This window comes from Calothrix sp. FACHB-168 (genome assembly GCF_963889195.1).
Classification (GTDB): domain Bacteria; phylum Cyanobacteriota; class Cyanobacteriia; order Cyanobacteriales; family Nostocaceae; genus Aulosira; species Aulosira anomala_A.
Genome location: NZ_CAWPNJ010000032.1, coordinates 80,822 through 102,652 on the forward strand (window position 1 = coordinate 80,822; position 21,831 = coordinate 102,652).

Below are 21,831 nucleotides of genomic sequence, written 5' to 3' on the forward strand. Positions count from 1 at the left end.
CAGAGTTCAACAAATAAATCACATAGCTCCATCTTAATTGCATCATTTAAGTATCTACACAGATTAAATCTGTACGTATTTATTTGTCTGTAAATCTGTTTTTACTATTAGATAATATTGGGGCTAACTTTGGACAAGATGCTACCTACCCTACATTATGCAAATCTGCCAAAATCCCAATTGCTCAAATCCCTTCAATCATGACGGCAATGTATTTTGTATAAGTTGCGGACAAAGCAACTTTGGCAAAATGTTGCGCAACCGCTACCGTGTTTTAAGACTATTAGGTGAAGGCGGTTTTAGTAGAACTTATGCAGCCGAAGACGCAGATAGACTAGATGCGCCTTGTGTCATCAAGCAATTTTTTCCTCAAGTTCAAGGTACAGGACAACGTCAGAAAGCCGCAGAATTCTTTAAAGAAGAAGCATTTCGGCTGTATGAATTAGGAGAAAATCACACCCAAATTCCCCGATTATTAGCTTACTTTGAACAAGGTTCTAGTTTATATCTAGTCCAAGAATTTATTCAAGGTAAAACCCTGTTACAAGAAGTTCAAAAACAATGCTTTACGGAAAATGAAATTCGCCAATTATTAACTGATATATTGCCAGTTCTCGATTTTATTCATTCACGCAATGTAATTCATCGAGATATTAAACCAGAAAATATTATTCGCCGCGATAGCGATAGGAAACCAGTATTAATTGATTTTGGTGGCGCGAAACAAGTCACCCAAACCAGTTTAGCCAAACAAGCTACAGTCATTTATACAATTGGTTATGCGCCTACAGAACAAATGGCTGGTTTTGCTTGTCATGCTAGCGATTTATATGCTTTAGGTGTAACTTGTATTCGCCTATTAACTCAATGTTTGCCCTTACAAAACGGTGATGGCAACATTAAAGATAATCTGTATGATGCCATGAATGCTCAATGGTTATGGCCAGAGAAATTACAAGAACATGGCATTACCATTAGTGATGGTTTAGCGAAAATCCTGGATAAACTGCTGCAACATTTACCGAAAGATAGATATCAAACAGCTAACGAAGTCCTGAATGATTTAAAATCTACCACCACATCCAGCTTAGAAGCAGAGATTTTCGCGATTTCTCAGCGCCTATTACTCACGGGAACGCCAAAGACAAAACAACAAAAACCCATCAAACCCCTACCTTCCTTACAAAACTTTGAATTTGATGTCGTCACAGTAGACACAGGTGGTAGAGAAGTAAACCGCGATCGCATGTATAGTAAATACTTTACCGAAGAATTGGGAAAAGCGATCGCCCTAGAAATGGTTTCAATTCCTGGCGGTACTTTCATGATGGGTTCCCCAGAATGTGAAGGTGATGCTGATGAACGTCCCCAACATCTAGTTACAGTCGCACCCTTTTTCATGGGGAAATATCCAATTACCCAAGCACAGTGGAAAGTTGTCACCGCATTACCAAAAATTAAACAATCATTAAATCCCAACCCCTCGAAAAATAAAGGCCCCAATCGTCCAGTCGAGAATGTATCTTGGCATGAAGCGGTGGAATTTTGTGCAAGATTAGCCGAAAAAACCGGACGCGAATATCGTTTACCCAGCGAAGCTGAATGGGAATATGCTTGTCGCGCTGGAACTAAGACATCCTTTCACTTTGGGGAAACCATTACCCCAGAATTAGTCAGTTGTAGTTACAGCGATACCAAATACCGCAAAGAAACCACCAACGTTGGTAGTTTTGAAGTTGCCAACGCCTTTGGATTGTACGACATGCACGGGCTAGTATGGGAATGGTGCGCCGATCCTTGGCACAATAATTATCAAGGCGCACCCGCAGACGCTAGAGTTTGGGAAGAAGGTGGTGATATTCATCGTCGCGTACTCCGTGGTGGTTCCTGGAGTTTTGGCGCAGAACTTTGTCGCAGCGCTAGTCGCAGTTGGAATGAGTCAGACGGTGGATTGAGAATTTGTGGCTTTCGGGTAGTTTTTTCTGTGGAAGGAAATAGTTAAAATTAGGTTTTGTAACTCATCAACCTGTTATAAACACCCATCAATAATGTGTGTTTATTTGTTATTTATTCAACTTGAATCTACATTTAAAATTGTGTTAAAAATCTTGTATACCCTTGGCAAGGTTAAAATAATGCATTAATAAAACTCTTGTGGGATGGGCGTCTCGCCCGTCCTGGGCGGACAAGACTTCGGCGTGAGCGCTCAGTCGAACGCTGTCCACCCCACAAGCAAATTCTATGGCAACATTTTAAGCTTGCCACGCCACTAGGCAAATAAATTTATATATACAAATACTAAAAAAGGAGTTAATTAAATGTCTGATTTACTGCCAATTATTCAAATAGGTAATCCTATCCTACGCCAGCAATCCACATCAATTGATAATATCCACAACCCAGAAATCCAAAAACTCATTGACGATTTAATTACAACAGTTGCTCAAGCCAATGGCGTAGGTATTGCTGCACCACAAATTGCCGAATCTCATCGTTTATTTATTGTCGCATCGCGTCCTAATCCCAGATATCCCCATGCGCCAGAAATGGCACCTACTGCAATGATTAATCCAAAAATTATTGCTCATTCTCCCGAAGTAGTAAAAGGTTGGGAAGGTTGTTTAAGCGTTCCTGGAATTAGAGGATTTGTGCCAAGATATCAAAAAATTACAGTTGAATATACAGACCGTTATGGCAATTTACAAACACAAGAATTAACTGATTTTGTCGCGCGAATATTTCAACATGAATATGACCATCTTGAAGGTATCCTGTTTGTAGATCGATTAGAGAGCAAAGAGGATATGATAACAGAAGAAGAATATCAAGAACGTATTGTTAATCAGACTAAGTGAAAATATCGACATTATGAGGGTTTAGCATTGCTAAACCCCTACAATAAATATATGATTTTAAATTGTTAATTTCTAAATATTCTTTTTTTTAGATGAGCTATCAAATCTATTTTTTCTCTCAGCGTCCTCTGTCTTGAAAAGTTCTGTTCGTCGGAGACGTTGGCGAAGCCATCGGAGGAAGCCTCCGCTCAGACTTTTCGCTGTGTCTCTGCGGTTTAAATTAATTTATTGAACCACAGAGACGCAGAGAACGCAGAGGAAATAATAAATTACTTGATTATTTTATTTATTAATTAAAATAACTATCCTTGAAGATGCGCCTGCCTTAGAAAGTACCAGAGGTTAACAAGCTTCTTGATGATTTTATTTTTTATCGCTATGTTACAAACAAATAGTCCAAAAAACTGATAGCCGAGAAACATTGAAATTAGGGAACATTAGGAAAAATCTCAGTTACCGCTTTTTCGCAGAACATAACCGGAGATTTCCCCGACTAGCAAAACTTCCATCAGAAATCCAACCTTCTTTCGGAGACGCGATCGCAATCCAATTTTTCCCATCCACTTCTACAATAGAGGCTGGATAACTATCCAGTCTAACAGTTTTTCCGTGAGCTACTGTTCCCAAGCTGCGGGAATTCTGTCTAGGTTCCTCCCTAATTACCAAACCTTGTTTATTGTAAGTATCAACCCGCAGACAATTCACATTCTGCAAACTCGTTTTAATTGCAGTGCTGCTGTATGTATGCAAAAAACGTCCTCCAACCCAACAACCAGATTCTACCTGTCCTGTACCAATTCGCTGAAGTGAATTACTCAATCTAAACCAATATGTAATTTTCTTAGACCCCGCATCAGTTTTACAAGCATTCTCAAAATCTAAATATCCCCCTAACTCTAAATTAGAAAAACCCGAATTAAAATCAGCCTTAGAAGCTTGTGCTTTTGGTCGCCATAAACTCCATCCTGCTTGTGGTTCATTGCGAGAGCCGTTAGGATTGTCCGATTTTGCTTGCACAGTCAGTGGTGATAATAAACATACACCAACTAGCCAACTTAAAAAATAGTTAGGTAAAAATTTGTTCATGTTTGGTATATTACTCCTATTTAATTTGTAAACTGAAACTTGGAGATAGTGGCAATCTCAAAATTATCATCACTATTTATAAAACTGGGATGAGGGCATGAAAAATTTAAAATTCTTCAACTCCTAATTCTCTCTGCGTCTCTGCGTCTCTGCGTGAGACAATTATTCCATGATTATGCAATGCCATTTACAGATGCCTAAAAGTAGATTTTTTTTTAAAACGCAAAGGTACGCGAAGGTTAACGCAAAGGTACGCGGAGTTTTTTTGGAGGTTTATATTTTGTAAGATTATTAGGTGCAGCTTTATATGAAATTGGTGTTAATGTGTTCTGCTTAATGGGAATTTTCTACATAATTATTTATCAATTAATGAAATATGACTCAATTACCACAATCTACAATTACAGGTATCTACGAACTATGTATTGGAATTACAGACCCAATTTATGCAATTCAATATTGGGAACAATTTGGTTATCGGATTGGTAAAGTCGGGGAATTATCTGTAGATGTCGCCAAGCAATTATATGGTGTGAATTCAGCTTTACGTTCAATTCGCCTTTACCACCAAGATGCGGATCATGGATTAATTCGCTTAATGATTTGGCAAAATCCCATCAATCGGGGATTAGGAACAGCTTCCATGAAAATTAAGGGAAATCGTTGGGCGACAGCCTTAACTGCTGATATCTTAACTATTTTAAATCATGCCGATGAAGCAAAAGCTGCTGGTTGGGATATTCGCTATACACATCCTTATTGGGAAATAATTTATAACAAAGATAGAAAAAGCCAACCTTTTACTGAACCTGCGGTTGGGGTAAGAGAAATATTGTTATTACAACCGTTATCAAGACAAGTTTTCTTCCAAAGATTTGGTTATACAATGCCCCATTATGGACAAATTAACTCTAATGCAGCATTTAAGACTAGCCAGTTTACCCACATGGGTTTAATTGTTCAAGATGACAGCAAAGAAACCTTGAATTTTTACGAAGATGTTTTAGGTTTGTTGCGTGTACGCGATGATGTCGAAACTACCTATGAAGCTTCCCCGGCAGGGCGTGATATTTTTGACCTTAATCCTGGGGAAAAATTTATTGTTACCGCCTTTGACGATCCGCGTTCTTCTGTTTATGACTTCATGGCTGCCCGCAGTGGTAGACTTTACATCGTTCGCTTCCCCGAAAGCATCAATTTAGAGTCACGCTTTGAATCCGCACAACCCGGTAGCTTGGGAATGTCATTATATACCTACAGAGTGCGAGGGATTGAAAAATATTGCGATCGCATTCACAACAGTTCAGCCCAAAATATCACGAATATAGTCACTAACGAATTTGGCGAGACAAGTTTCTCCTTCCGTTCTCCCGATGGCTATTTCTGGAATTTGGTAGAAGGTGGATGAAGGAAGAAGGACAATTGTACAGACGCGATTCATCGCGTCTCTGACAAATGACAAAATCACAAAAACGATGGCTGATGCTGATTTTACTAGCTTTCATATCTGCTCTATTGTTAGCAATTACATCTACAGCTATCAGTATTTATTTGTACGGTAATAAAACCTATACGGCTAAAGCAGAAGCAGCTATTGTTTTAGGTGCAGCCGTTTGGGGAGAAGAACCATCTCCTGTATTTCGTGAAAGAATAAATCACGCAATTAATTTGTATCAAAATCAGCAGGTGAAGAAATTAATTTTTACTGGGGGAGTTGGCGAACCTAATGAAGCTGCAGAAGCAATAATTGGCAAAAATTATGCTTTAGCTAGACAAGTAAAATTAAATGATATTCTCACTGAAACCGAATCGCGCACGACTTATCAAAATCTCAAAAATGCTCGTTCTGTAGCAGATAATTCTAAATTAAATAAATTTCTCATTGTCAGCGATCCGTTGCACATGAAACGCGCGGTACTGATGGCTAGAAACTTAGATATGGATGCATATCCATCACCTACACCTACTACTCGTTATAGTAGTTTCCGCAGTCAAATGGAGTTTCTGATACGAGAAACTTTTTTTTACTTGGTATACCTCGTGTTTAAAATTTAGCTATTAGCTGAATTTAGTATATTTTTCCATAAAAATAATTCTCTTTAATTGCGAGTAACCTCAACCGGAGGATAGGTAAAAAGGTGAGAAATAAATATAAAAAGAGCCGAAGAAAAAACTATGTTGATGAGAATTTGGGCTGTTACCGTTTTAGTAACTTATTCTTGGTTAATGGCTGAAGTCGTAGCTGCTGAACCAATCCAAGTTGTCGCTGCTTCTCCCCAAAGCGATGCTCAACCCATTATTGTCAATAAAGCTGAATTTGGCGTACAACGAGTTGATTCCCAAGGTAAAACCACCTTTATTCCTACCTTTAGAGTCCCCCTACAAGAAGGAACTAAATATGGCTGGCAAATTCAACTCAAAAATTACAAAGGTGCTGTAACATGGAGAGAAATTCTTAGATTACCAAAACGTCCAGAAACCTGGGGTGTAGATAGCGGACAAGACTTGAACATCTCCCCAGATGGTAAAGAAGCAGTAACGAAGCGCACACAAAATACTACCGATGGCGTGATTAAGAATTTTTGGACGATCGCACCTGGCGATCCTGATGGTAAACATAGAATTCAAGTCTATATTGACGATCGCCTAATTGCTGTGTTCGAGTTTGAAATTGTTCCTCTCAGAAAGCCGAAAGCCGAAGGGAGAATTTAGAGCGATCGCATTTCGGGGTGGGGTCTCCCCACCCTTAACGATTTGTCCATGATTAACAATTTATCAGTATTATTGTCAAGGCGAATTCAACTTAAATATAAAATTATTCTTTTTCCGATCTCAATTAATATCTATATATTTGCGGAGTTCATCAATTAGTTTAGCTTTATTATAGCAGTAATTTCACTTGTATCTAATAAAACGTGACATTTGGCAATCAAGTAGTTAATATATAACTTGATATTCCATCTATTTAATAGATTCCGCCTAATTGGGCTGAAATGTAGATGATAATTTCAAAAAAATTAATTACTTATGTATTCAGTCAGATATGAAAAATTATCAACTGCTTCTGGCTCTTAATAGAATTGCATCAAAAATTAATAATTAAGTTTTACAGATTAATTTCTGCAATTACAAACTCAAAATATCTTATTTCTGTGGTTCATAAAAGAAACATGACCAATTTTGCTGCTAATTTTTAGTCAGCAGAATTGCAATCTGTCGCATATAGTTTTATCGCTGGTATGTCTGGAGCAATCTACCAATGAATTTTAAATACTTCAAGCATTGGAGGAAATACATCTCAATCCAAAGTATTGCGGTTTTGAGTTTAATGTCAATTCCTGACTTATCTATTGCATCCAGCAATCCTCAAGGAGGAATTGACTGGATTGTGGTCATAGATACTTCTGCTTCCATGCGTGGTGTAGGCGGTACAAAGAATATTTTTTCGCAAGTAAAAAATTCTATTACTGAGTTTGTAAATACTGCCAGATTAGGCGATACAGTTACTATTTATAGTTTTGACAAAGATGTCACTCTCAATGCTAATGATATCGCTATTAATAGTAATCCCGACCGAGGAAAGCTCAAGCAAATAATTAACTCGCTTCAGGCAAATGGCGTGCGGACTCATACAGGAAAAGCTGTACAACAAGCGCTACAACATTCCGCTATCTTAAATCAACGCGATAATTCTCTGGGGCGGACTGTCAGCATAGTATTTTTAACTGATGGATTAGAAGATATACGTGGTATTGATAATCCTGTTTCTATCCCTAGCAGCACTCAACTTTTAACCCAACAACAATGTAAACCTTATGTATTTTTCGTATCTTTAGGATTAGAAGAACACGAGAAACAATTGAATGAATTTGCGAATAATCCTGCACTTTGTAGTAAAGGACTGGTATTAAGAGATCCGGGAGGGGTGCAGTTAAATAGACTGGCGCAAAATATTCGCCCAGTGTTAGTTAAACCGAAATTAGATGTAAATTTACCTAGAACAAATTTGCAGCCAGTTTTACCCGGAACTACTAAAAAAATCAAAATTAATAGCATTAGTAATGTTAACTCTACAGTTAATGTACAACTGGAAGATCCTCACCAAAGTGGTATTAGCTTAACTTCTGGCGATCGCTCAATTGATTTAGCTGCAAATCAAGCCAAAAGCATACCTTTAAGCTTACAGATACCAGCCCAGGTTCAGGGAGGCGTGCATAACTTGCGCTTGGTGCTGACGACAGCAAATAATGCGATCGCGCCTATGACTGTTGATTTACCTGTCACCGTTAAGCCAACGCTGGAATTTTCCCCGACAAAGTTAGACTTTGGGACTACAGAAGTTGGACAATCTACAGCAACTCAAACTTTAGTAGTTAAGAGTAATATCGCCACAACTGCTCAATTACAACTGCAAGGCAATTTTAAAGATATTTCTGTTATAGAATCGCCAAAACCTATATCCTTGCAAGTTGGGGAAACGAAAATTCCTCTGCAATTTCAAGTAAGCGATCGCGGTTCTGAAGGTAAACGCAACTTCACCTTGGTATTACAGCCAGATAACTCCCTTGCAAGTCCTATCAATCCAGAAGTTAATCTGAATATTTTAATTCCACTGGGGCGCAAAATCATCACTTGGACGCTCTTAGTGCTGCTGCTATTGCTAATTACTCTCATCGCCATTTGTTTAATTCAACGCAAAACCCCCTGGGAATTAGTCGAAGATTTACGCACGCGCAATCGCTTAGAAGGAGCGCTGTTAGTCCTCAAACCACTACCAAAATCCTTAGACGACGAAGAGATTAGCCTGACTCGCCTGCATCAAAGTAAAGTTTGTCTCAGTAATTTAATACCAGCAATTGCGGATACCGATGCTGATGCTGAGTTAGTTGTAGCTTGGCGTGCAGGTAAAAAGAATATTTCTATCCAGTGTTTGAAAGGTGTAATTTTTGTCAATACTAAGAAAATCAATACAGAAGAACTTTACGACGAGGACATTATCGAAATTGGTGATGTAAAGCTGCAATTTAATTGGATTGCGCATCAAAGACCATTTGAGCCAAATAGCGAGCAAACAAACTTTTAAATCATCTCATAGGAGAGTGCATGTCTACTAACAGGGTTGAGCGTCCTACCGTTGTCTTTCGTCCTACCGTTGTCATTGGGTTAGGTGGAACAGGTTATGAAGTGGTACTCAAGCTGAAAAAGCGATTTATAGATGTTTATGGCTCAGTACCAGAAATTATTCGGTTTCTTTCTATTGATACTACAGAAAATATTCAAGAACGAGAAAAATCACCGGATGGTAATAAGGTTTTCTTAGAACCTAATGAACTTTATGCAATTTCTGTTGCTAATCCCATACCCTTAACACGTAACGATAATATCAGCGAATGGTGGCCGAAAGATATTCCAGCAACTAGCTTAATTAGTGGTGCGGGACAAATTCGCGCTAGGGGAAGGTTAGCATTATTTGCTAAAGTTGGCGATATTAACGGTTTAATCGCCCAAGCAATCAATACTGTCAGAGAAATTCGCACTAATACACAAGCATATTCAGATAATTTTCAAGTTTCTAATCGTGATGGTGTCGAAGTTTTTATTGTTGGTAGTATAGCAGGTGGAACAGGGAGCGGCACATTTTTAGATGTGGCGTTTTTAACTAGGCAATATCTTAATAGTTTTTCTAATGTTACAGGAGTATTTGTTTTACCAAGAGTATTTGCTAATCTTCCCCAAACTCATTTAGTTAAATCTAATGCTTATGGCGCTCTCAAAGAAATTGAACACTTTTGGGGATTATCACCAGCAAATGCAATTGAAGTCGATTATGGAATTTGTAAAGTTAAAGCCGATCGCCCTCCTTTTGACGCAGTATTTTTAATTGATGGTGTCAATAAAAAGGGAACTGTAGTTAACCGTCCTGATGATTTACAAAATTTAGTTGCTGATGGTTTATATGTACAAATTGGTTCGCAAATTGGTTTAGATGCGGCTAACGTTGCCGATAATATTCGTGCTTACATCGCAACTGGTGAAACAGTCCGAGGACGAAAAATTAATTATTGTAGCTTTGGCTTTGCTACCCTAACTCTACCAACCAAAAAATATGAGCGGATGAAATTAGAAGACGCTCTAAAATTGCTCAAAAATGAGTTAATGGCAACGACGATTAACATTGATGTTGATAGCGAAATTGAGCGTTTTCTGCAAGAATGTAAGTTAGCAGAAACTACTATTTTAAATGCGTTAACAGAAATCGAATCTGTTGGACAAATTAAACCAGAATTTAGAATTGGTGAAATGGTCTTTGATCGCACATCCTTACTCAAGATTAAGGAACTCTACAAGCGGCAATTTGACCAATTTGAACAACGCATAGCCAAAGAACTAACAGCCAATCTTCAACGTTTAGATCAAGCTGCTACTTCTGCTATTGTTAATGGTTGGGAAAAGGGAATTAATCGTCCTAATGGTTTAGCTTACGTTTGGTATTTTTTAACCAAAATTTCCGAAAAACTAGATGAGTTGCAGCAGTTAGTACAGCGCAAATCTCAAGAAGCTCAATTTAATTTCAACAATTTGAAGTTAGAACCACAAGAAGAAAAAATTACAGAAGCGGCTCAAGCATTCTTTTTAAATAAGAATAATATCCAAGCAGCTTGTCAAAGATATAAAGAACGAGCGGATCACAAATGGAAGATTTATTTACATTGGAAGCGATGTGATAAAGCTGCTGAACTTTATGGTGTGTTGCGTAATAAGGTAGATGTCGTTAAAGAAAAATGTCAGCGTCTACACAGCAACCTAGATAAAGTTTATCGCGATATCGAGCAGAGTTATCAAGATATTAGTCGTCAAGTAAGTAACGATAATCCTTTTATTCATACCATCCAGCGCGTTAATTTAGAATCCAAACGCCCCAAAGTTACAGGTGAAGATTTCATTCGCTGGTATCGAGAAAAATCTCAAACTTTGAGCCATTGGGCAGATAAAAAAGCTGAAAATGTTAGGGATGAATTTATCGAATTTTTAGATGAAACTTACCTACCTCTAACTAGCATGACTGTTGAGGAAGTATTAGCAGATAGCAATCCCGAAGATGCAGGAGAAGATTTACAACAACTCGGTAAATTAGCAGTACCTTTGTGGCAGTATCAAGAAACAGAAATTCCTGCTAAACAGCAGCATGTCATTACAGAATTTTATTACTACGGCGTAGAAAGTAATAAAACCATTTTTAGCAGTCCACCTCTAGCAAGCAGAGTACCAAAAGGCAGAACAAATCCGTCTTTTGTCCCCACCGGCGAACCTCATAAAGTTACTTTATTTCGTGTAGAAATAGGTGTACCTTTATTTGCCTTTAACGGTATGAAAGATATGGAATTAGCTTACCTAGATCCAGATAAAGTCTTCAAACACTTAGATCGGCGGTGGACAAATTTAGCTAATTTAATTCCCCCAGAAGATGACGGTGGGGCGTTGCGTTGGTTTGCTTTGGCGCTAGCAACAGAGCCATATAAATTGATTGTCAATCAGAAAAGACAATACTCCGTTTATACAGATCAAGCCAGAAAGTTAGAAGGCGGAGTTTTACCTTTGGGAAGCGATCGCAAATCCGCATTTAAAGCTTTTAAAGGTAACCAGCTTTTAGTTAAAGAAATTGCTGACAAAGTTGAAAGTATTACCCACGAAGATAAAGATAAAGCAAGATTAGCTTTGGAGGGATATATCAACCAAATTAATAAAGTTTTAAGAGAAAACAAGGTAGATGCTCAGATTAAAGAACAGGTAGAAATGGAAATTCAAGAAATTGAAGCCTACCTGGAAGATTTGGATGTGATTATGTAGAGATTAGCCTCATGCCAAAACCAACTATTTTAATTGCACTCGATCCGCACAGTGCTGCTTTTTGTGCAGCCATTAAACGCCAGTTGCAAGAATTATCGACGCTCCAAAGTCGTTTAATTCAAACTTACGCTTTAACTTGGGATAATCAAACTTTTGGCTTTAGCACCGATTTAGATCAATTTGCTGATGAAAGTTTTGATTTAGCTCAAACCCACAGTAAAAAAGCTGCTGTCTCCCAAATCCGCACTCAATTTAACCAAGCTGCGAACCAACTACAAACGCAACTAATCGATTTACTCAAAACCCTAAATCAATTACCAGAAGCGATTGCTGCTAAACGCCAGGGAATAGAAATTAGCAATAGTCATCGCGTCTATCTCATGCTCTCAGCTAGCAATAATTTTGCACCAGGAGTAGTATTTGAGCTAGTACGTTTGATGCGCTGGTTATTTACTAAATATTTCACAGATACACCTCACAGTTTAGAGGCTTTATTGCTTTTACCAGGGTTATTTAACCAAGCTACAGCTTTTGATTATGGCGCTGCTTATACATTTCTCAAAGAGCTAGATTACAAAATGACTAGTGGTGTAGTCATTACAGCTAACCAAAAAGTACCACCTTTTGATAACTGCTGGCTAATTGATGAAAGAATCGGGGGAATCAAAGAGAATTTACTCAGTTATGCTGATGCATTTGCAGGTTTTTTAACTTTGGAACCAGAAACCAATGGCTTGTTAATTGGTACGCATAAAGTTAGAGGAAAAATACCTGCTTACAGTACTTTTGGTTATGGAGAATTGTTTTTTCCCAAAGAAACAATAATTACTCGTTTAAGTAGTGCTTTAGCTGCTGATATCATTATGAGGCAGTTTTTACCCAGAGCAGAATATACTCCCGAAGCAAATCGCAAATGGCTATTAGATGCTAAAGATTTAGTCTTGAGTGATGAATTTAATAATGCTTTCCTTCAATTAGAACGAGATAACGGTAAACCAGTATGGCAAGATTTTAACCCACGCCTTGATATCCGTAATGGTATGGCGAAAGAATATGGCATGGAATTGCAGCGTGCTTATCAACAATTTGAAAATCGCGAATTACTTGCTTATAAACGCACATTAGAAAATTCTAGTAAACAAGCCCAAAAAACTTTAGCAAATTTTTTAGATGACAGCATTAATCGCTATATTGATGCTACACCTAGAGGTTTAAATGAAGCAGTTAAGTTATTAAACTTATTAACTTATTTATACTTAGAACTGCAAACCGATTCAATTAGCGAACAACCAGAAAATCTTGTGACTCAATTGCGATTTGCGGAAGCATTTCTCGATTCTAGATTGCAGGTAACAATTGATAAAGAAGCATCGAAAAAGCTACTCAATCAAGTTTTATCCTTAAAATTACAACGGCAACAATTACAAGATTCTACTGTAGAAAACAGTTCGGAAGTAGATAAAATTCAAGAACAGCTAGAAACTGCGATCGCAAATTACAAACAAGCCGTAAATACGGAAAGCGAACAAGCGCGACAACTCCGGGTAATAGCGATCGCTCACGCACGGGAAACCGCCAGAGCAGAAATTGAACAATCACAAAAACATCTATCTGGTATTGAGAATCAACTGGAAAGCCATACCGATAAACTCAGTGAACTGCTAGCCGAAGAAAGCCTTTTTCGGACTAAATACTTAGTAATTTTCCCTAGTATTGTTGTATTTTTTATCCTGGCTCTGGTGATTCTCACAGGTATTTTCAGCCAGTCAATACTGTGGTTATTACTGCAAAATATCTGGGCTAACTTAGCTAATCATCTGCTAGGAACTGCGGTGTTTATTTTAACATATCTAGGGATAGTTTGGCTGAAATACAGCAGTGATATCCGCGATCGCATTCAAAAAGTCCAAAAGCAAATTCAACGCTTAGAAAGCAGTTTAAAAGCCACGGCTGTAGAATTACGCCGCAATTATAACGAGCAACTAAAATTAGAATACGACCTCTATGTGCAAAATCTCCGCGTTGAATCGTTAAATTATTTAATTAAAATAGCTCGACAAAAAACCGAGACTTTACGTACAACTCTTACTAACTTCTCTAGAATATATGATGATTTACTAGCTCAACATCACAAAGCGACAACTAGCTTTTCAGAAATTCGCCTGTCAGTGCTGACAGATACAGATATTGATAGTTATTACGAGAATTTCTTAGCTAAACTACCCACAGAAAAATTCACTCAGGAACAGGTAAAGCGTTCGCAATCCTGGCAAATGTCTGTGGGAGAATTTCAAAATCTACTCATTTCATTTGCGCGTCAACAGTTTGAGCATTTAACTAATTTGTCAATTGCAGAAGTATTAAAACAACCAGATTTAATCGCGTCTCACAGTGCTAGCTTACGTTTAAATCAGCTATATGATAATGCTAAACTCTTGCTACGGTTGCAAGATATTGATGCACATTTAAACCCAACCTCTCAACGAGAGCTAACAATATGGGTGGGAGCTAAAGATAAGGAAGAAATTTTTGCAATTTACAGTCGTTTTAGTCGGACTTTAACAGCTTTGTTAGGGGAAGACGAGCAACATTTAGCTCTTTTAACCCGTTCTTTAGGCTTTCCGGCTTATTTTCTCAGTCAGATAGAGTTTTACCGCGATTGTTATGAACGCACTCAAAGCGAACATCCAGCGCCAGACGAAAACATTCCCGATTTAATTCCTGAGGAAATCGGCTCTAGTCAGGAATTGAAGCTAGCTTATCAAACTTTGCTATTAGCGATCGCGCTAGGGCTATTATCCCAAAATTCTCAAGGTAATTATCAATTCCAAGGTCACTCGCTAGGTAAAGATAGAGAACAAATCGCCTTAGCTTTAGCAACTGAGTTTACTTTACAAGAACTCTATGGAGAACTCCAAGAACGAATTGAAACCTTTGAACACGATTTAATATACCAGAAATTACAAGAACTAGAAAAAGCTGCTCAGAATTTAACTCAATCGGAACGCAAACTTTTAGATCTGCTACTGTCAGACTATAATCCGCTAAATTAACGCTTTTACAGGTTTAAATCAGCAAAAAGCATCTGTAAGAACAGCCTCAAGAGTTTTGGCTACTTCCAGATGCAGCTATTTTGCTAAACCTCAATTTTGTAATTCAATTCGTGTTCATCACCTGGTAATCCGCGAAAACCCCAATTATGCTTAGGGTTCTCAAAAATTGTAATCTCTAAATCTTGCGCCGTAATCCCTACAGAAAGCGATCGCTCAAACAACAGCTTAATCAATTGTTTTTTCGCGGCGACACTCCGCCCTTCAATCATACTCAACTCGATGATAGTATAACGCTCAGTGCGCCCAGCCGGGTAATAAAAGTCAGACTTATCCAAGGGGAAAAAACGATGCGATCGCTTATTTGCAGGAAATTGTAATGCATCCATTACGCAACTATGAATCACATCAGAAAGTTGTTGCTTGATGGGGTTTAAATAATCCCTAATACCGTAAATTTTGACTTGAACCATAAATTATTCCTCTAATTACTTGTGACAATTAATCTTGTGAGTACAAGTATTTCTTTTGATAGTTGTTTTTCAAGTAAAAATATGTAATTAACTGAGTATAAATATTACCATTAAAACTAATAATAGTGATATTTCTACTTATAGAAAAACATAAATATACACCTGTTGACTAGAGCTATTAGCAAAATAATTATGATCTGTCTTCATTAGTTACAAACTAGGCAGTATCTTAAAAATAGAGAGTTGATACTGTTTGAGAAACAATGGTAAACTTAACCGAATTTCAGCAGTTAATCGAAACACAGCAATTATCCCTGGAAACTCTGCCAAAAGCTCTACAAGCACTGTTTTATGACAAAAAGGGTAATTGGAACCAAGCTCATGAAATAGTGCAAAATGCCAGTGATGCTGACAGCGCTTGGGTTCATGCTTATTTGCACCGCAAAGAAGGGGATTTGAGTAATGCTCGTTACTGGTATCGACGTAGCAATCAGCTAGAATTCTCTGGGGAACTCAACCAGGAATGGGAAGCGATTACTTCTTATTTATTGAAAAAGGTGAAATAAGCATGGACGCAGCAGAATTAATCCGCCGTTATACGGAAGGAGAAAGATATTTTCCCGCCGCACATTTAATTAAAGTCAAATTAATTGCAGCTAACTTACCAGGAATCAATTTATGGGGAGCCGACTTGAGCGGAGCTAACTTAGCTAAAGCTAAATTATGGGGAGCAGATTTGAGTAGAACTAACCTAGCACAAGCCAACTTAACTAGAGCAAATTTAAGTGGTGTCAAGCTCAATGAAGCAAATCTTCGGGGAGCAAAGCTGAACTATGCTAAGTTGTATGGAGCCGATTTAACTGGTGCTTATTACGATGAAAGCACACGATTTAGTATAGGTTTTGATCCAGTTAGTCGAAATATGCGCAAGTTTTAAAAGCTGGTTTATCTCTAATCAAAAATTTACTTTCTGAGCGATTACTCAAGGATGCATCTCTATTTTTTCTTCAAATCCTCTTGAAACTAATTTAAATAGCTTTTGTGGTACATCAATATATTTTATAGGGCATGGCATTGCCCACCTGTGTCAACTTAACCAAAACCCGCTTACCGCAAGGAACTGAAGTTCCTTGCTAATAGTCAAAGTCATCTCAAGATGACTAAATATCTTCAAAATCTTGAGTCTACTTTAGTAGACTTGGGTTATTAGCCTGAGAATTCATTCTCAGGCGGATAGCAAAGCTAAGACAGAGGCTATTTTTAGCTTAAGTTGACACCAATGGGCATTGCCATGCCCCTACCATCTGTCGCATTGTTTTTTCAAATTGTTATGACACATTGTTTCTCGAACTGGCTTATTTTTAAAACCTGACTAATTAACATCCCGCTAAATTCACTTTAAAGGGGTGCTATTAATGTTGGACTATTTCGTAGTCAGCCACTCACGAGAAAATCTCAAAACCAAACATTAAAATCTGTATTTCCCATGCCCAATGCCCAATGCCCAATGCCCAATGCCCAATGCCCATTTTCACTAATTAAAAGTTAGAAACAGTTACCTTAATTCCTGAATCAAGAGGCGGTACTTTTAAATATTCAATTGGTTCAGAAAGTTGAGCAGTTGTTTTCTTAGTTGGTTGCTCGCAAGGCGTAAATAAGATATTTGGGTTTTTAATAATATCAAACGGATTCAGCTTACCGCATTCTCTGCTTTGTTCTAGGGTAATTGAATTGGCATTTGGAGAAACATTATTATCTTCATTAAGGCTATAACCCCACCGCCCAAGGAATGTGACTGGTTTAGTGGCTAAAACCGCAGCCTGACTATCTTGAGTTTTTGCAGTAGTCGGAACTTTTTTTTGGTTAGCGTATGCACTTTGGCTAATAGTAAGCGCACCAACGATCACAGCTAAGGCTAGGGCGGTAGATTTCATAAATACTAGGTTTAGCTTTTAATGTATATTGCTGTAGTTTGACTACATCAAAGGCATCCTTGTTTTCGGAAGCTGAGAAAGAAACTTGAGCATTGCTGAAGTCACAGCTTCTGGTGTCTCAATCAAGAAACCATGTCCACCACGTTCCAGAACTACGAGTTCAGCGTTGGGTATACCTTGCGCTAATTCCTGAGAAAATTTTATTGGCGTGAGAATATCTTGTTTTCCTAGCAAAATTAGCGTCGGACAGTGAATATCCTTGAGGCGTTGGCTAGTATCAGCAGCCAAAATAGCGCGACTTTGATGATAAAGTCCATGAGGCGTGACAGAAAATGGGTAATTAATCGCCAGATTAACTATCATCTCAATCATCCCAGGAATTGAGTAAAACTCATCAGTAAATATCCAAGGTAATATAACTTGCTGGTAAAGTTTGAGGTCGAGTTTATCGGCGAGTTCGCCCCAAGTAGAAATTATATTTTTAAATAAAGTATCACCCTTAGCCAAAGATGAAAGAAGTATGAGACTTTCTACTTTTTCTGGGTGAGCTAAAGCTAATTCTTGAGCAATATGACCCCCCATTGAATGGCCTGCTAAATGTACCTTTTCTATACCAATATGTTCTAGCAGTGCGCCTGTATCACTTGCCATCTGCTGAATCGTATAGGGACTATCGGGTGCAGAACTTTGCCCAAAACCGCGATTATCTAAGCGAATTACCTGATAATTTTTCACCAGTGCAGACATCTGCAATGACCAGTAGGTAAAATCGCAAAAGAAGCCGGGAATTAATAATAAAGGCTCTCCTATTCCCTTAATATCATAAAATAAATCAATTCCATTAACGTGAACTTTAGGCATGATGGCTCCTACCTTGTTGTACCAGCCAAATAGCAAGTAAAGCGATCGCAATTCCTGTAATCAAAAAACAAGGAACATAGCCATAATTATCAACAATTCTGCCCAAGGCTGCTGCACCAATTCCTTGACCGATAAATAAGTTAAAGGCGAATAGGGACACTGCAGTTCCTCGTGCTTCTGGTGCTAGTTCTGTGGCTTGGGTTTGCAATGTGCTATGCATCATATAAAAGCCTAATCCCATGAGAATATTGCAGGGGATAAATAGCACCCAATTTTGCAATAATGCGATCGCTAAAAAAGAAATACACATAAACGCCCCACCACATCCCATCAGCCCCTTTTCTCCCAATCTCCCTACGAACCACCTGACAAAACGGCTATAAATCAGTCCACCTAAGCCAAAAGCACTAATGATAAAACCAATTGTCACGTAAGGTAAGTTATATCTATCTCTGAGGAATGCACCCGCATAAGCAAATCCCCCAAATAAACAAAAACCTTCGATAAATACGCCAATCATTACAGTTCGGGCAGTTGGTTGGGTGATTAATTGAAAATAAGGCCGGAATGTTGCCCAACCAAAAGGTACTTGGGAATATTGCTCATTGTTTAGTTTGCCAATCTTCCGCCACAATTCTATAGAAATCATCAGGGATACAACCCCAAAGACTAAAAATATCTCTCGCCAGCTGAGATATTCGCCAAAAATACCGCCTAAACTCCCGCCGAGAATTTGCCCTAATACTAGTGCGCTCAAATATTTACCGATAGCAGCTTGGCGTTGTTCGTAGGGGAAATTATCGCCAATATAAGCCAGGGTAACGGGGATAATTCCCGCAGCTACCATCCCTGTGAGGAAGCGCAGTAAAGTTAAAAGAATAATATTTGGCACAAAAGCACAAGCCGCAGTTCCTACAGCAAAAGCTGTGAGTGCGCCTGTAATTACCTTGAGTTTGCCAATGCGATCGCCCAATGGCCCGTAGACTAATTGAAATAGTCCATAGGGAATTGTGTAAGCACTAACAATAATTGCCGCACTACCTACACCAACTTTAAACTCGTCAGCAATGATGTGCAAAAGTGGGTCAATTACTCGCACATCAGCGATTACCATAAAGGCAGCTGCACCCAACAGCCCTAATGAGACAGGTGTTTTACCTGTGTTGTTCATAAATTGAGAACAGTTTAAAGGCTAGAAAACTTATTATCCGGCAACTGTGCTGATAGTGGTTCGAGAACTTTAAATGCGATCGCTTCAGCATCAGCCACCCCTAAAGTTTTGAGAATAATTTTAGCGATTTGTTCGGGGTAATCTGGCGCTGTATTTCCCGCCAAAATACTACGCATTGCCATCAGCCCTGTCCCCAAAATCAAATCAATTGTGGCTTGTAGACTATCAATCTGAAAACGGTTAATTCTTATACCCGCTTCCAAATCAGTCATCACGCCCCTTTCTATAGTTTCGCTCAATGGTGCTGCGACTAATCCCATCCGTACAATTACCCATCCCCATGTAGAATCATGTCTTGCTTGATGCAGAAATTGCCGGAGTGCGATCGCCATTCTTTCCGCCGGATCTTCAATCGCCACAGAATGCGCCCAAATCTTTTGATTCATCTCATCGCTGAGGGATGCTGCAACTGCTTTCAGCACATCCTCTCGAGTCTGGAAATAGTTATAGAAAGTTCCCCTAGCCACACCTGCTTCGGCAATGATGTCGTCAATAGTCACAGCATCTGCTTCTTTGCTAGCAAATACCTGATAGGCGGCCTCAATTAAACGCGATCGTGTCCGTTCTCGTTTTTCTAAACCTATAGATGCTCGACGCGATGACTTCATATTGAGGCAGAAAAATAGCAATGAACTTAGCATACCTTAGCGTTGACGCCATCATCAAAATGACGTTATCGTCAATATGACATAAATGTCATTTATTTGCTAATGATCGCTAATCATGTGCAACAGGAGCGCCAATTATGCGGATCGCTATCATTGCCTTGGGAAGTCAAGGGGATGTTCAACCTTACCTTGCTTTAGGAACAGGCTTAAAAGCAGCAGGTCACATTGTACGTCTATTGAGTCATGAAAACTTTGCTGGGCTAGTGAGTTCCTATGATTTAGAGTTTTGTCCAATGCAGGGTAATGTTCAAGAAATCATCGAAACTCAGGAAATGCGAGATCTTTTGGATAAAGGAAATTTTCTGGCGATTACCACCCGCACAGCAAAAGAAACCCAACGTGCAGCTATCAATTGGGCGCAAGCAGGTTTAGCAGCTTGTCAAGACATGGATTTATTGGTAGCAGGAGTTGGGGGACTATACCTTGGTATTTCACTAGCCGAAAAATTGGACATTCCCTTGCTACAAGCCTACGTCTTTCCCTTTACCCCAACACAAACATTTCCTGGTGTTCTTTTTCCCCACTCCCTAAGTAGGTTCGGAGGTACTGTCAATTGGCTATCCCATCATTTGATTAGACAAATCATGTGGCAAGGATCTCGTACAGGCGATACATTAGCCCGAAAGCAAGTGCTAAACCTACCCCCAGCAGCATTTTTAGGCCCCTACAAGTCCAGCCATCTCCATCGCTATCCAACTCTCTATGGTTTCAGCCCATCTGTAATTCCCCAACCATCAGATTGGCAAAATACCGTCGTTACAGGCTACTGGTTTTTAGACCCTGCACCTAATTGGACTCCACCCTCAGCCCTCATGGAATTTCTGGACAAGGGGCCACCCCCTGTATATATTGGCTTTGGCAGTATGGGTAACCGCAATCCAGAAGAAACAGCCAATCTTGTTTTACAAGCCCTAGCAAAAACTCAACAACGAGCTATCATCTACTCTGGCTGGAGTGGTATGCAGACAGAAAATTTGCCAGATAGCGTTTATCTTGTAGACTCCATACCTCATTCATGGCTTTTCCCGCGTGTCGCAGCAGTCGTACATCACGGTGGTGCTGGAACCACAGCCGCAGGTTTACGGGCGGGAATTCCGACGATTATTATTCCCTTCTTTGGAGATCAGGGTTTTTGGGGACAACGTGTAGCACAATTAGGCGTTGGTACAAAACCAATTCCACGTAAACAACTTACAGCTGAACGACTTGCACAAGCCATTCAAAAAGCAGTGACCGATAAAACAATGCGTCAACGAGCAGCTAACTTAGGCGCAAAAATCAAAGCAGAAAATGGCATTGCAAATGCAGTTTCAGTCATACAGCAAATCGAAAATCTCAAGGTTGCCTAATATAGGCCTGCTTTACCCACTAAGCAAAAAGCCGCTCCTACTCTTGTGTAGAAGCGGCTTTTTGTGTTTATGAATAGACCTGGCATCGAGCTATTGTAGCAGGAGGCAACCCTCAAACTATCGTCGCCGCAGCAGCGTTTCACCTCTGAGTTCGGGATGGGGTCAGAGTGGTTCCACCGCGCAATAGACACCAGGAAAACCTGTCGATTTTGGATTTTGGATTTGAGATTTTAGATTGGACTAATCAATCCAAAATCTCAAATTTAAAATCTAAAATTCACAAAACCCTGAAGACTGCAAGTAACGCGAAACCAATGTTGTGATAATTAGCAATCCATAATTACGAATTACGCATTACGAATTACGAATTATGTTGAGGTCAAGCCCTCGGTCTGTTAGTACTCCTCTGCTACATGCATTACTGCACTTCCACATAGAGCCTATTAACCTGTAATCTACAGGTGACCTTACCTACA

Annotated in this window: 17 protein-coding genes and 2 rRNA genes; 11 read left to right on the forward strand and 8 right to left on the reverse strand. The window is 39.0% G+C overall.

From position 1 onward, the window contains the following. Positions 1-157 precede the first annotated feature (157 nt). Both AACW45_RS20360 and def read left to right on the forward strand, forming a co-directional pair. Complete coding sequence (locus AACW45_RS20360; protein WP_190634231.1) at positions 158-2,002, forward strand: bifunctional serine/threonine-protein kinase/formylglycine-generating enzyme family protein; 1,845 nt, start codon at positions 158-160, stop codon at positions 2,000-2,002. A 316-nt stretch (positions 2,003-2,318) separates the two neighbouring features. Then, positions 2,319-2,855: a peptide deformylase gene (gene def, locus AACW45_RS20365; protein ID WP_190634233.1), complete on the forward strand. Its 537-nt coding sequence runs from the start codon at positions 2,319-2,321 to the stop codon at positions 2,853-2,855. A 453-nt stretch (positions 2,856-3,308) separates the two neighbouring features. Here def and AACW45_RS20370 read toward each other — a convergent pair whose 3' ends face one another. Continuing rightward, positions 3,309-3,941 carry an SH3 domain-containing protein gene (locus AACW45_RS20370; protein ID WP_190634236.1) on the reverse strand — a complete coding sequence of 211 codons (633 nt, stop codon included), beginning with the start codon at positions 3,939-3,941 and terminating at the stop codon, positions 3,309-3,311. 376 nt (positions 3,942-4,317) lie between these two features. Here AACW45_RS20370 and AACW45_RS20375 point away from each other — a divergent pair, with 376 nt between their 5' ends. The 6 genes from AACW45_RS20375 (at position 4,318) to AACW45_RS20400 (ending at position 14,842) form a co-directional block, all read left to right on the forward strand. Further along, positions 4,318-5,349 (forward strand): VOC family protein, encoded by a 1,032-nt coding sequence (locus AACW45_RS20375; RefSeq protein WP_190634238.1) that lies wholly within the window; start codon positions 4,318-4,320, stop codon positions 5,347-5,349. A gap of 47 nt (positions 5,350-5,396) precedes the next feature. Next, on the forward strand, positions 5,397-5,996 hold the full coding sequence (locus tag AACW45_RS20380) for a YdcF family protein (protein ID WP_190634239.1): 600 nt from the start codon (positions 5,397-5,399) through the stop codon (positions 5,994-5,996). Between the two features lie 126 nt (positions 5,997-6,122). Next, entirely contained in the window at positions 6,123-6,653 is a 531-nt protein-coding gene (locus AACW45_RS20385; protein WP_190634275.1) for a hypothetical protein, read from the forward strand. A gap of 547 nt (positions 6,654-7,200) precedes the next feature. Beyond that, positions 7,201-9,024 carry a vWA domain-containing protein gene (locus AACW45_RS20390; protein WP_190634242.1) on the forward strand — a complete coding sequence of 608 codons (1,824 nt, stop codon included), beginning with the start codon at positions 7,201-7,203 and terminating at the stop codon, positions 9,022-9,024. Positions 9,025-9,044: 20 nt separating this feature from the next. Further along, complete coding sequence (locus AACW45_RS20395; RefSeq protein ID WP_190634243.1) at positions 9,045-11,789, forward strand: tubulin-like doman-containing protein; 2,745 nt, start codon at positions 9,045-9,047, stop codon at positions 11,787-11,789. Between the two features lie 11 nt (positions 11,790-11,800). Next, on the forward strand, positions 11,801-14,842 hold the full coding sequence (locus AACW45_RS20400; protein WP_190634246.1) for a hypothetical protein: 3,042 nt from the start codon (positions 11,801-11,803) through the stop codon (positions 14,840-14,842). 83 nt (positions 14,843-14,925) lie between these two features. Here AACW45_RS20400 and AACW45_RS20405 read toward each other — a convergent pair whose 3' ends face one another. Beyond that, positions 14,926-15,312, reverse strand: a complete 387-nt coding sequence (locus AACW45_RS20405; RefSeq protein ID WP_190634247.1) for a tautomerase family protein — start codon at positions 15,310-15,312, stop codon at positions 14,926-14,928. Positions 15,313-15,575: 263 nt separating this feature from the next. Here AACW45_RS20405 and AACW45_RS20410 point away from each other — a divergent pair, with 263 nt between their 5' ends. Next, positions 15,576-15,878 carry a hypothetical protein gene (locus AACW45_RS20410; RefSeq protein WP_096646420.1) on the forward strand — a complete coding sequence of 101 codons (303 nt, stop codon included), beginning with the start codon at positions 15,576-15,578 and terminating at the stop codon, positions 15,876-15,878. 2 nt (positions 15,879-15,880) lie between these two features. Continuing rightward, positions 15,881-16,249: a pentapeptide repeat-containing protein gene (locus AACW45_RS20415; protein ID WP_190634249.1), complete on the forward strand. Its 369-nt coding sequence runs from the start codon at positions 15,881-15,883 to the stop codon at positions 16,247-16,249. A gap of 601 nt (positions 16,250-16,850) precedes the next feature. Here AACW45_RS20415 and AACW45_RS20420 read toward each other — a convergent pair. From AACW45_RS20420 to AACW45_RS20435, 4 genes are read right to left on the reverse strand one after another with little or no spacing between them, the layout of a single operon-like run. Next, positions 16,851-17,246 carry a hypothetical protein gene (locus tag AACW45_RS20420; RefSeq protein ID WP_190634251.1) on the reverse strand — a complete coding sequence of 132 codons (396 nt, stop codon included), beginning with the start codon at positions 17,244-17,246 and terminating at the stop codon, positions 16,851-16,853. A gap of 42 nt (positions 17,247-17,288) precedes the next feature. After that, positions 17,289-18,107, reverse strand: a complete 819-nt coding sequence (locus AACW45_RS20425) for an alpha/beta fold hydrolase (protein WP_190634253.1) — start codon at positions 18,105-18,107, stop codon at positions 17,289-17,291. Beyond that, on the reverse strand, positions 18,100-19,278 hold the full coding sequence (locus tag AACW45_RS20430) for an MFS transporter (protein WP_190634255.1): 1,179 nt from the start codon (positions 19,276-19,278) through the stop codon (positions 18,100-18,102). The genes AACW45_RS20425 and AACW45_RS20430 overlap by 8 nt, the downstream gene beginning before the upstream one ends. 14 nt (positions 19,279-19,292) lie before the next feature. Next, complete coding sequence (locus AACW45_RS20435; protein ID WP_190634257.1) at positions 19,293-19,946, reverse strand: TetR/AcrR family transcriptional regulator; 654 nt, start codon at positions 19,944-19,946, stop codon at positions 19,293-19,295. Between the two features lie 137 nt (positions 19,947-20,083). Between AACW45_RS20435 and AACW45_RS20440 the strand changes: the two genes are divergently transcribed. Further along, positions 20,084-21,355 (forward strand): glycosyltransferase, encoded by a 1,272-nt coding sequence (locus tag AACW45_RS20440; protein WP_190634259.1) that lies wholly within the window; start codon positions 20,084-20,086, stop codon positions 21,353-21,355. Positions 21,356-21,432: 77 nt separating this feature from the next. Here the strand turns inward: AACW45_RS20440 and rrf are convergent. Together rrf and AACW45_RS20450 are read right to left on the reverse strand one after the other, a co-directional pair. Then, positions 21,433-21,550: ribosomal RNA gene (rrf, locus tag AACW45_RS20445) — 5S ribosomal RNA — on the reverse strand. Positions 21,551-21,730: 180 nt separating this feature from the next. Next, positions 21,731-21,831: ribosomal RNA gene (locus AACW45_RS20450) — 23S ribosomal RNA — on the reverse strand; the annotation flags it as partial.